The following is an 11532-nucleotide window of genomic DNA, read 5'->3' on the forward strand; positions in this document are numbered from 1 at the left end:
ATTCGGTATGCCGGCCACCCCCATCACCAACGCGTTGACCATCGATGTCGAAGACTATTTTCAAGTCTCGGCATTTGCGCCGCATATTGCACGTTCCGAATGGAGCACGCGTGAATGCCGCGTAGAGCGCAACGTCAACGCCATTCTTGAAATGCTGTCCAGTCGCGATATCAAGGCCACCTTTTTTACACTGGGCTGGATTGCCGAGCGTTATCCCCAATTGGTACGCCAGATTGTCAAAGAAGGGCATGAATTGGCCAGCCATGGCTATGGTCACGAGCGTGCAACCGACCAAACTGAAGCGGCTTTTTTCGCCGATATTCACCTGGCCAAAATTGTTCTGGAGGATTTGGCCGACAGCGAGATCAAAGGCTATCGCGCACCCAGTTTTTCAATCAGCACTGGCAACCTCTGGGCTTTTGACAGTCTGGTGCGAGCTGGTTATCGCTACAGTTCCAGCGTCTACCCCATTCAGCACGATCACTATGGCATGCCGGATTCGCCACGGTTTGCCCATGAGGTGCGGCCAAGCCTGATAGAAATTCCCATCACCACCATGCGGGTGTTGAACCGCAACCTGCCGTCGAGCGGAGGGGGCTACTTCAGATTGTTACCTTACGCCCTGTCGCGCTGGATGCTCGGCCGGGTCAATGAACGTGACCGCGAGGCGGGCATTTTCTATTTCCATCCATGGGAGATTGACACCGGGCAGCCCCGCATACCGGGGATCAGCCGCAAGACGCGTTTTCGGCATTACGTCAACATCAGCCGCATGCAAGGTCGTTTGAATCGATTGCTGGGCGACTTCAAATGGGGTCGCATGGACCACATCTTTCTGGACAAGTTCATTAAACATGGCCCTGTTGTCTGAGCCTTCCCTGCTGACCATCAAGCGCCTGGAGCCCCAAGATCTCGCCACGGCAGCGCGGTGGGATAACTTCGTGATCGCGTGTCCCGAGGCCACTTTTTTCCATCGCGCGGGTTGGCAGAAGATTGTTCGTGATGTTTTTGACCATGACACTTATTTTTTGTATGCCGAGGCTGACGGCCAAATCCAGGGTGTTCTGCCTCTCGGCCATGTCAATAGCTGGTTGTTTGGCAACTCATTGACCAGTTTGCCATTCGCGGTATATGGCGGCGTCGCGGCGCTCAGCCCACAGGCAGCAGAGGCCCTGGAGTTTGAGGCCCAAAAAATCGCCAAACGTCTCGGCGTGGCGCACCTTGAACTGCGCAACGTCAACCCGCGGCACACCGACTGGCCCACACAAGACCTGTACGTCACCTTCCGCAAGGAAATCCTGACTTCTGAGGAGGCCAACCTGCTGGCTATCCCGCGCAAGCAGCGGGCCATGGTGCGAAAAGGAATCAAGAACGGTTTGGTCAGCGAAATTGACAGCGGTGCAGATCGATTTTTTGCTCTCTATGCCGATAACGTTCTGCGGCATGGCACACCTGCCATGCCCAAGCGCTACTTCAAGGCTCTGATGGAGGAGTTTCGCGCTGATTGCGAAGTGTTGACCATTGTCGCGCCAGATGGCAGGCCGTTGAGCAGCGTATTGAGCTTCTACTTTCGTGATGAAGTATTGCCCTATTACGCGGGCGACGATGAATCTGCCCGCAACCTGGCGGCCAACGATTTCAAGTACTGGGAATTGATGCGCCGCTCTTGCGAGCGCGGGCTCAAGGTATTCGACTATGGCCGCAGCAAGCGGGACACAGGCTCTTACGCTTTCAAGAAGAACTGGGGCTTTGACCCGCGGCCACTGCACTACGAGTACTGTCTTTACAAGCGTGATGCCATCCCGCAAAACAATCCATCCAACGCCAGGTACAAGTTGCTGATTGCCACGTGGCGGCGTATGCCGATCGGCCTGGCCAACTGGTTGGGCCCCTTTGTCGTCAGGAATCTCGGCTGATCGCCACCATGAGTAACCTGCTTTACCTGGTGCACCGGCTGCCCTACCCTCCCAACAAGGGCGACAAGGTTCGCTCTTACCATCTGCTCAAACACCTGAGCCAACGACACCGTGTTTTTCTGGGTACGTTTGTGGACGATCCTGCGGACGAAGCCTATCTGGACACCGTGCGTGCAATCTGCCCCGACCTGTATGTGGCGCGGCTCAACCCTCGCACAGCCAGGCTGCGCAGCTTGACCGGTTTGTTAACTCATCAGGCGCTCGGTCTGCGTTACTACAGGGATGCCGACCTGCAAGTGTGGGTCAATCAGACGTTGGTAGCCCATAAAATGGATGCGGCCATCGTTTTTTCTTCCGTCATGGCGCAGTACGTGCCTTGCGCATCCGGCAACACCATCCTGCCGATGCTGGTTGATTTTGTGGACGTGGATTCCGCCAAATGGACGCAATATGCGGCTAGCCACAAATGGCCGCTGTCCTGGCTGTACCGGCGTGAGGGCGCGCGCTTGCTGGCCTACGAACGCGCAGTCGCGGCCCGCGCGCAGCGCTCGTTTTTTGTCACCGAGAACGAAACCGCCCTGTTTCGTAATATGGCCCCCGAAAGCGCCCATCGGCTTGGCATCATCAGCAACGGTGTTGATGCCGACTATTTTTCGCCCGACCCGGCCTGTGCCTCGCCCTTTACTGACACGGACGTGCATCCGGAGCAAATACCGCTGGTGTTCACCGGCGCCATGGACTACTGGCCCAACATCGACGCCGTGACCTGGTTTGTGCAACAGATCCTTCCCCTCCTGCGTCAGGCCTGGCCCCAGTTGTGCTTCTACATCGTCGGACGCAGCCCATCGCCTGCCGTTTTGGCACTGGCATCCAGCGTTGTCGTGGTCACCGGAACCGTGCCAGACGTCCGGCCATTCCTGCAACACGCCGCCGTTGTTGTTGCACCGTTACGCGTGGCGCGGGGCATACAAAACAAGATTCTTGAAGCGATGGCCATGGCTCGACCCGTGGTTGCGTCGCAGTCCTGCGTCGAAGCGATAGATGCCCGACCCGGCGAAGAACTAATCTCTGCCGCCGAGGCCACCGACTTTGTCCGCGAAATTGATGCGTTGCTGAAAGCACCTGTCCGGGCAACCGCGGTGGGTCAGTCTGGCCGGCGGCGCGTGATCCAAAGCTACAGTTGGGATGCCCATTTGGGGCGTTTGGACGAATATCTGAGCGACCAGTCTCTTGCACAAGGCAACGCATGAATTTAACCGCCAGTCTGCACCCGCCCAAGGGCAATGCCCGTCTGGCACCACCCTGGCGCCATGCCTTGCCGGCGCTGCTGTTGCTGCTGGTCTGGGTTTTGTATCTCTACCGCGATACCGGCATCGCCATGGTGACCATCTGGGCCCGGTCTGAAACCTTTACCCATGCTTTTTTGGTGCCACCGATAACACTGTGGCTGATCTGGCGTCAACGCCAGCGCATGGCAGGACAAACACCACAACAGGCTCCAGGCGTTGTGCTGCTGGCAGCCTGCGTTGTATTTGGCTGGCTTCTGGGTGACCTGGTAGCCGTCAATGCCGTCACGCAATTGGCGCTTGTGTCACTGCTGGTTCTGGCGGTACCGGCCGTGCTGGGTTGGTCCGTCACGCGGCTCATCCTTTTTCCGCTGGGTTTTCTGTTTTTCGCGGTACCCATCGGTGAGTTTGTCATGCCCCAGCTCATGGTATGGACCGCTGATTTCACCGTTTCTGCGTTACGCTTGAGCGGCGTTCCGGTTTACCGTGAAGGCCTGCAGTTTGTCATACCTTCGGGCTCCTGGTCCGTGATCGAGGCGTGCAGCGGCGTGCGTTACCTGATCGCATCTCTGACGGTCGGCACTCTTTTTGCGTATCTGAACTACCACTCCACCAAGCGCCGGGTCCTGTTTGTGATGGTTTCCATTCTGGTGCCCGTCATTGCCAACTGGATGCGTGCCTACATGATCGTCATGCTGGCGCACCTCTCTGGCAACAAACTTGCCGTCGGCGTGGACCATCTGATTTATGGCTGGCTGTTTTTTGGTTTCGTGATCATGACAATGTTCACCATAGGCATACGATGGGCCGAGCCCGACAAATCCGACAAGACGATTGAAGCAGAAACGGCAGCGCAATCCACGGCACGGCCTTTCAGTCCGGCAAAGCTCTGGACCATCACTGCCTGCTTTGCTGCAGTGGCGGCACTGCCGCATATCGCCTTGTGGGCCATAGACCGGGCTGAAGGCGACGCGCAGGTGTCACTTACCGCACCCCGGGCACTGGCCGGCGACTGGCACGAAGTGCTTCCAGCCGCAGCAGGCTTCAAACCTGCGTTCCACAACCCGTCCGCCGAGATCAACAGCAGTTACGCTGGCCAGGGCCACACCGTGGGGTTGTACCTGGGCTACTACCGGCACCAGGACTACGACCGCAAGCTGGTCAGTTCCAGCAACGCCCTGGTCGTCAGCAAGGATTCGCAATGGGCTCAGGTTGCCAGCGGCAGTCGTCCCGTCACGATGGGCGGGCAGACGGTGGATGTGCGAACGGCCGAACTGCGTGGAGCGGACCTGTATTCGCAAGTAAGCCCACCACGCTTGGTAGCATGGCAAATATACTGGGTCAACGGCACGCTGACCGCCAGCGATTACCTTGCCAAAGCCTATAGTGCGTTGTTTCGCTTGACGGGGCGAGGCGATGATTCTGCAGTCATCATTGTTTACGCCCCTAAACATCAGGCCGGAGACGCTGAAGCTGTACTGGCGTCTTTTTTGGCGACGAACTACGCGGTCATCAACGAACTGCTGCTGAAAACCCGGCAGCAATGATTTCTAATAATTTCCTGGAGGTTTTGTGATGTCTGTGGTCGCCGTAATCGGTTTGGGTTATGTAGGTTTACCCCTGGTGGTGGAGTTTGGCAAACACTTTCGCACCATCGGGTTTGATATTGCCGAGTTCAAAGTTGAGTCATGCCTGAGAGGTATTGACCCCTCCCGTGAATTGACGGACGATGAAATGCGGGCTTCTCCCCATGCCGTTTACACCGCAGACCCCACTTTGCTGGCCGAGGCCGACATCATCGTCGTGGCTGTTCCTACGCCGGTGGACAACGCGCACATCCCTGATTTTCGCCCGCTCATTGGCGCCAGCACCAGCGTCGGGCGTCACATGAAAAAGGGGGCCATCGTGGTCTATGAATCCACGGTTTACCCTGGCGCTACTGAAGAGGTTTGCATTCCGGTGCTGGAGCGCGAGTCCGGCCTGAAGTGGAAGCAGGATTTTTTCGTAGGCTATTCGCCTGAGCGCATCAACCCGGGCGATAAAGAGCACACCCTCACCAAAATCCTCAAAATCGTGGCGGGCGACACGCCTGAGACGCTGAACAAAGTTGCGGCGCTGTATGAGACCATCATCTTGCCCGGCGTCCATCGTGCATCGAACATCAAAACCGCGGAGGCCGCCAAGGTGATCGAGAACACACAGCGTGATTTGAATATCTCTCTGATGAACGAGCTCTCCATCATCTTCGACAAGCTCGGTATCGACACGACGGGGGTGCTCGCGGCCGCCGGCACCAAATGGAATTTTCTTAATTTCAAACCTGGCCTGGTGGGTGGCCATTGCATTGGCGTCGACCCCTACTACCTGACCCACAAGGCCGAAATGCTGGGCTACACCCCGCAAGTCATTTTGGCGGGCCGCCGCATCAACGACGGCATGGGCAAGTTCATTGCCGAGCAGACCATCAAGCACATGATCGCGACCGGCAGCTATGTCAAAGGCGCCAAAGTGAACGTACTCGGACTCACCTTCAAGGAAAACTGTGGCGATCTGCGCAACTCCAAGGTGATTGACATCATTAATGAGCTCAAAACCTATGGCGTAGAAGTGTGTGTAACCGACCCGCGCGCCGAATCGGATGAAGCCGTGCGTGAGTATGGTGTCCCGCTGCTGCCATGGAACGATTTGCCCCGGGCCGACGCGATTGTGGCCGCCGTGGCGCACCGCGAGTTTACCACGCTGACTGTTGAAGACTTCGGCCGAAAACTCGTCAAGGGTGGCGCATTTATCGATGTCAAAGCCGCTTTCGACCGCAACGCCATTGAAGGTGCCGGCTATAAACTCTGGCGCCTGTAAATGCCAGACCAACGCCCTTTGGTGCTTCACGTGATGTATCGTTTTGACACGGGCGGGCTTGAGAACGGCATCGTCAACCTCGTCAATCACATGCCGGCGCACGCCTACCGGCATGCGGTACTGGCGCTGACTGAGGTCACCAATTTCCGTCAGCGTATTGAGCGCACCGACGTCGATTTCATCTCGTTGCACAAGCAACCGGGTCACGGCTTCTGGCAGTACCCAAAGCTGTTCAACTTATTCCGCCAATTGCGTCCCACCATCGTGCACAGCCGTAACCTCGCCGCACTGGAAGCGCAAGTACCGGCGTGGGCGGCTGGCGTGCCGGTTCGCATACACGGTGAACATGGCCGTGATGTGGGGGATCTGGACGGCAGTAGCGTTACCCACCAGCGCATGCGACGGCTCTACAGGCCCTTTGTTCACCACTACACGGCCTTGTCGCGCGATCTGGCGGACTACCTGGTGGATAAGGTACATGTTTCGCCAGACGCCATCACACAGGCCTGCAACGGTGTGGATACCGATCGCTTTCGGCCGGCGCAAGATGGCCCGCAACCCATCGCTGGTTGCCCGTTTGACCCGGCGCAGCACTGGCTGGTGGGTACCGTGGGCCGCATGCAAGCCGTCAAGGATCAGCTCATGCTGGCGCATGCTTTTGTGCACGCCATGGCACTCGCCCCTGAGCTCACGCAACGCGTACGCCTGGTCATGGTAGGGGATGGCCCGTTGCGCGCACAGGTGCAGAACGTGCTGGACACAGCGGGACTGGGCGCACTGGCCTGGGTGCCGGGCGAGCGCACTGATGTAGCCGACATCATGCGTGGCTTGCATGCCTTTGCGCTGCCTTCTCTGGCCGAGGGTATTTCCAACACCATCCTGGAGGCCATGGCCAGTGGCTTGCCCGTAGTCGCCACGACCGTGGGCGGCAACACCGACCTGGTGCTGCAGGGGCAGACGGGATACCTTACTTCTCCTTCTGATCCCCAGGCCATGGCCCTGCACCTTGTGGCGCTGGCCTCCAATCCTCAGCAGGCCCGCAACATGGGTCAGGCAGGTCGTCAGCGGGCGCAATCTACCTTCGGCCTGCAGGTGATGGTGTCGACCTACCAGCGGGTATATGACCAGCAATTGCGCCGCCTGTGCCCTTTACGATCCGTCCAGCAACACCAATAAACCCAATGTGCGGCATTACCGGCATCTTTGACACCCGCGGCAGCAGCGCTATCAGCAGTACCGTTCTCCAGCGCATGAACGACTCACAATTGCACCGCGGCCCGGACGATGGTCGCTTGCATATTGAGCCCGGCGTGGGTCTGGGCCATCGGCGCCTGTCCATCATCGACATTGCTACCGGGCAGCAGCCGCTATTCAACGAAGATGGTTCTGTGGTGGTGGTCTTCAACGGCGAGATCTACAACTACCAGCAGCTCATCCCCGAACTGCAGGCCCTGGGCCATGTGTTTCACACCAAGAGCGACACCGAAGTCATTGTTCACGCCTGGGAATCCTGGGGGGCCGACTGTGTCAAGCGTTTCCGCGGCATGTTTGCCTTTGCGCTGTGGGACCGCAACCGGCAAACTTTCTTCATGGCGCGTGACCGGCTGGGCGTCAAACCCTTGTACTACGCGCTGCTCGATGACGGTACCTTGTTGTTCGGTTCCGAACTCAAGTCTCTCCTGGCTCAGGGTGGCTTGCGGCGCGACATTGATCCGCTGGCCGTCGAAGAATATTTCGCGCTGGGCTACGTCGCCGAGCCACGCACCATTTTCAAGCAAGCCAAAAAACTCTCACCGGCCCACACCTTGACCATTGTGCGTGGCCAGCCGGTGGGCGAGCCCGTAGCTTACTGGGACGTCAGTTTCAGCCTGGACAACCCCATCTCTGCGGCCGATGCCCAAGCCGAACTGGTGCAGCGTCTGCAAGAGTCCGTGCGCCTGCGCATGATTGCCGAGGTGCCGCTCGGCGCCTTCCTCTCGGGCGGCGTGGACAGCAGCGCCGTGGTCGCCATCATGGCAGGCTTGTCGCCAGAGCCCGTTAACACCTGCTCCATCGGCTTTGACGACCCGGCCTTCAACGAGTCCGCGTTTGCGCAAACCGTGGCCGACCGTTACCACACGAACCATCGTCTTGAGATCGTCAAGAGCGACGATTTTGACCTCATCGACACGCTGGCTCGCCTGTACGATGAGCCCTACGCCGACAGTTCGGCCATTCCCACCTACCGGGTCTGCCAGCTCGCGCGCAAGCATGTCACCGTGGCCCTGTCTGGGGACGGCGGCGATGAGTCCTTCGGCGGCTACCGGCGTTATCGCCTGCACCTGATGGAAGAGCGCATGCGTGTCGCCATACCGCAGCGTGTGCGCGGCCCGGTATTTGGCCTGCTGGGGGGGCTCTATCCCAAGGCCGACTGGGCGCCGCGCATGTTTCGCGCCAAAACCACTTTTGAGGGGCTGGCACGCACCTCGGTGGAGGCTTACTTTCACACCGTCTCCATTCTGCGTAGTCCCATGCGAGAGGCGCTATTCAGTCAAAGTTTCAAGTCGGCGTTGGCTGGCTATGACGCGCAAGAGGTGTTCAATCGCCACGCGACCCAGGCCGGCACCGATGACCCGCTGGCCCTGATTCAATACCTGGACCTCAAAACCTATCTGGTTGGCGACATCAACACCAAGGTCGACCGCGCCAGCATGGCGCACTCACTGGAAGTGCGCGAGCCCTTGATGGATCATGAGCTGGTGCAGTGGCTCGCCACGTTGCCATCGAGTCACAAAATCAACGGGCAGGAGGGCAAGTATCTTTTCAAAAAATCGATGGAGCCGTACTTGCCGCAAGACGTGCTGTACCGGCCCAAGATGGGTTTTGCCGTGCCGCTGGCACGCTGGTTCCGCGGCCCCCTGAAACAGCGCGTGCGCGATGCGGTGCTCGGCGAACGGCTGGCTGCCACCGGCTGGTTCAACCCGGTTTACCTGGAACATCTGGTGGAGGCTCACCAGTCTGGCGCCCGGGACTACAGCGCGCCACTGTGGACGCTGCTGATGTTCGAAGCCTTTTTGCGCCAAGTGGTTGATGTTCCTTCTCCTTCTCTTTCGGGGGCCACAGGCCTTGGCGCTCCATTGCTCGCGTCGTCATGAGCCTGCGCATCCTCCACGTGCTCGATCACTCCATCCCGCTGCATAGCGGGTATACCTTTCGCACGCTCTCCATCCTGCGCGAGCAGCGCAAGCTGGGCTGGGAAACGTTTCACCTCACCAGCCCCAAGCAAATCAACTGCGACGCGCTTCAAGAAGACGTAGACGGCTGGCACTTCTACCGCTGCCCGGCCGTGCCCGCCAGCCGATTACCCGGTTGGGGTCAAATCGCCCTCATGCGCACACTGGAGCGCCGCCTGCAGCAAGTAGTCGCACAGGTGCGGCCGAACATCATCCACGCCCATTCCCCGGTGCTCAATGCCCTGCCTGCGCTACGCGTGGGCAAGCGCCTTGGCATACCGGTGATGTATGAAGTGCGTGCCTTTTGGGAAGACGCTGCCGTGGACCACGGCACCACGTCGAATGGCAGCCTGCGCTACCACCTGACCCGCTGGCTGGAGACCCGCGCCCTCAAACGCGCTCACCATGTGTTCACCATTTGCGAAGGCCTGCGCAGCGACATCATTGGCCGCGGCATCCCCGCCGCCAAAGTTACCGTCATCCCCAACGCGGTGGACATTCAATCGTTTGAACCCGGCGGGCGGCCCGATACCGCGCTCAAGGCCCGGCTTGGGCTGGACGGCGCCAGCGTCATCGGTTTCATCGGTTCGTTCTACGCTTATGAAGGGCTCGATCTGTTGCTGGATGCTTTGCCGGACATTCTGCTGCAGCGCCCTGAGGTGCGTGTGCTGCTGGTGGGCGGTGGCCCGCAAGCGGCTGCACTCAAGGCCCAGGCCCAGCGTCTGGGCGTGGCTGACAAGGTGGTCTTTACCGGTCGCGTGCCGCACGCCGAGGTGCACAGCTACTACGACTTGGTGGACGTGCTGGCCTATCCGCGCCATTCCATGCGTCTGACCGAACTGGTTACCCCCCTCAAGCCCCTTGAAGCCATGGCTCAGGGCCGGTTGCTGGTTGCGTCGGACGTGGGTGGCCACAAGGAACTGATTCGCCATGGGGAAACCGGCATGCTGTTCAAGGCGGGCAGCGTTGATGCATTGACGCAAACGATAGTTAATCTGTTGGCCAACCAGATTAGTTGGCCCGCCATGCGCGCGGCAGGCAGGTGTTTTGTGGAAGGAGAACGCAACTGGACTCGCAGCGTAGCCAACTACGCCAACGTCTACACCTCGTCGACAGGCGCGTCATGACGACCGCCTTGTCTGGACTCTCCGGGCTTCATATAGGTCTCATCGGCCCGCTGCCGCCCCCTTCGGGCGGCATGGCCAATCAGACGCGACAACTAGCCGACCTATTGGCGGCAGCGGGAGCAACCGTCACCACCGTCCAGGTCAACGCGCCTTATCGCCCCAGATGGGCCGGTCGGGTGCCGGTGCTGCGCGCTGGATTCAGACTTCTCCCTTATCTGGTGGGTCTTTGGCGGGCCGCGGGGCAGGTTGATATTTTTCACGTCATGGCCAACTCCGGCTGGTCATGGCATTTGTTTGCCGCCCCGGCCGTTTGGGTGGCGCGCATGCGTGGCGTTCCCGTAATAGTCAATTACCGGGGTGGCGAGGCTGCTGGGTTTCTTCAGCGCACCGGGTTACTGGTTCGCTTCACGATGCGCCAGACTCGTGCATTGGTTGTACCTTCGGGGTTTTTGCAAGGCGTTTTTGCCCAATTCGGCATGGCGGCTGGTATTCTTCCCAACATTGTTGACCTCAGCCGTTTTCATCCTCGCGCGCCGGTTCGCGCGGGTTCGCCCCACCTGGTGGTCGCACGAAACTTGGAGCCGTTGTACGACAACCTGACCGCCATTCGGGCTCTCCAGACGATTAGAGCCAGCTTTCCCCAAGTCCGCCTGACCATTGCCGGTAGCGGCCCCGACGAGCAGCGCCTGCGCCAGTCGGTTCAAGATATGGGGCTAACCAGTGTGGTGCAGTTCACCGGCCGCCTTGAGCATGACGCCATGGCCGCGCTTTACCGCAGTGCCGACATCATGCTCAACCCAAGCTTGGCCGACAACATGCCAAATTCTGTGCTGGAAGCATGGGCCAGCGGTGTGCCGGTAGTCAGTACAAATGTTGGAGGTATTCCTTATCTCGCACAGGATGGTGTCACCGCCTCACTGGTGCCGCCTGCGAACCCAGCTGCCATGGCGCAGGCCTGCTTGGCGCTATTGTCAAATAAAACTCTTTGGCAGCAACGTGCGCAGGCTGGTTTGCAAGAGGCGCAACGCTACACTTGGTTCTATGTGCGGCCAGTGCTAAGCGATGTTTATCGGCGAGCCATTGCGCAGCCGTCGCACTGGTCAACGGGGAGTACATGAATTTGTATACGTCTTTT

The 11532-nt window shown here is 59.2% G+C and carries 9 protein-coding genes; all 9 read left to right on the plus strand.

The window, feature by feature from the left end; translation table 11 throughout:
• Nucleotides 1–7 precede the first annotated feature (7 nt).
• Genes B0E49_RS09620 through B0E49_RS20885 form a run of 9 tightly spaced genes read left to right on the plus strand, consistent with a single transcriptional unit; the run spans nt 8 to nt 11515 of the window.
• Nucleotides 8–871 (plus strand): XrtA system polysaccharide deacetylase, encoded by an 864-nt coding sequence (locus B0E49_RS09620; protein ID WP_077561980.1) that lies wholly within the window; start codon nt 8–10, stop codon nt 869–871.
• Entirely contained in the window at nt 855–1916 is a 1062-nt protein-coding gene (locus B0E49_RS09625) for a FemAB family XrtA/PEP-CTERM system-associated protein (protein WP_077561981.1), read from the plus strand. Before B0E49_RS09620 ends, B0E49_RS09625 begins: the two co-directional genes overlap by 17 nt.
• Nucleotides 1917–1924: 8 nt before the next feature.
• Nucleotides 1925–3166: a TIGR03087 family PEP-CTERM/XrtA system glycosyltransferase gene (locus B0E49_RS09630; RefSeq protein ID WP_174571084.1), complete on the plus strand. Its 1242-nt coding sequence runs from the start codon at nt 1925–1927 to the stop codon at nt 3164–3166.
• Complete coding sequence (xrtA, locus tag B0E49_RS09635; protein WP_077561982.1) at nt 3163–4749, plus strand: exosortase A; 1587 nt, start codon at nt 3163–3165, stop codon at nt 4747–4749. The genes B0E49_RS09630 and xrtA overlap by 4 nt, the downstream gene beginning before the upstream one ends.
• A 28-nt stretch (nt 4750–4777) precedes the next feature.
• Nucleotides 4778–6058 carry a nucleotide sugar dehydrogenase gene (locus B0E49_RS09640; RefSeq protein WP_077561983.1) on the plus strand — a complete coding sequence of 427 codons (1281 nt, stop codon included), beginning with the start codon at nt 4778–4780 and terminating at the stop codon, nt 6056–6058.
• Nucleotides 6059–7234 (plus strand): TIGR03088 family PEP-CTERM/XrtA system glycosyltransferase, encoded by a 1176-nt coding sequence (locus tag B0E49_RS09645; protein ID WP_077561984.1) that lies wholly within the window; start codon nt 6059–6061, stop codon nt 7232–7234.
• A gap of 5 nt (nt 7235–7239) precedes the next feature.
• Nucleotides 7240–9192 (plus strand): XrtA/PEP-CTERM system amidotransferase, encoded by a 1953-nt coding sequence (locus B0E49_RS09650; RefSeq protein WP_077561985.1) that lies wholly within the window; start codon nt 7240–7242, stop codon nt 9190–9192.
• Between the two features lie 2 nt (nt 9193–9194).
• Entirely contained in the window at nt 9195–10397 is a 1203-nt protein-coding gene (locus B0E49_RS09655) for a TIGR04063 family PEP-CTERM/XrtA system glycosyltransferase (protein WP_077562041.1), read from the plus strand.
• Nucleotides 10394–11515 carry a glycosyltransferase family 4 protein gene (locus tag B0E49_RS20885; protein ID WP_077561986.1) on the plus strand — a complete coding sequence of 374 codons (1122 nt, stop codon included), beginning with the start codon at nt 10394–10396 and terminating at the stop codon, nt 11513–11515. Before B0E49_RS09655 ends, B0E49_RS20885 begins: the two co-directional genes overlap by 4 nt.
• Nucleotides 11516–11532: the final 17 nt, after the last annotated feature.

Source organism: Polaromonas sp. C04 (assembly GCF_002002705.1).
Classification (GTDB): domain Bacteria; phylum Pseudomonadota; class Gammaproteobacteria; order Burkholderiales; family Burkholderiaceae_C; genus Rhodoferax_A.

Bases quoted from the DNA above. Each gene is read 5' to 3' on its own strand.
- B0E49_RS09625 (WP_077561981.1), top strand. From the start codon at position 855: ATGGCCCTGTTGTCTGAGCCTTCCCTGCTGACCATCAAGCGCCTGGAG.
- xrtA (WP_077561982.1), top strand. From the start codon at position 3,163: ATGAATTTAACCGCCAGTCTGCACCCGCCCAAGGGCAATGCCCGTCTG.
- B0E49_RS09640 (WP_077561983.1), top strand. From the start codon at position 4,778: ATGTCTGTGGTCGCCGTAATCGGTTTGGGTTATGTAGGTTTACCCCTG.
- B0E49_RS09645 (WP_077561984.1), top strand. From the start codon at position 6,059: ATGCCAGACCAACGCCCTTTGGTGCTTCACGTGATGTATCGTTTTGAC.
- B0E49_RS09650 (WP_077561985.1), top strand. From the start codon at position 7,240: ATGTGCGGCATTACCGGCATCTTTGACACCCGCGGCAGCAGCGCTATC.
- B0E49_RS20885 (WP_077561986.1), top strand. From the start codon at position 10,394: ATGACGACCGCCTTGTCTGGACTCTCCGGGCTTCATATAGGTCTCATC.
- B0E49_RS09630 (WP_174571084.1), top strand. From the start codon at position 1,925: ATGAGTAACCTGCTTTACCTGGTGCACCGGCTGCCCTACCCTCCCAAC.
- B0E49_RS09620 (WP_077561980.1), top strand. From the start codon at position 8: ATGCCGGCCACCCCCATCACCAACGCGTTGACCATCGATGTCGAAGAC.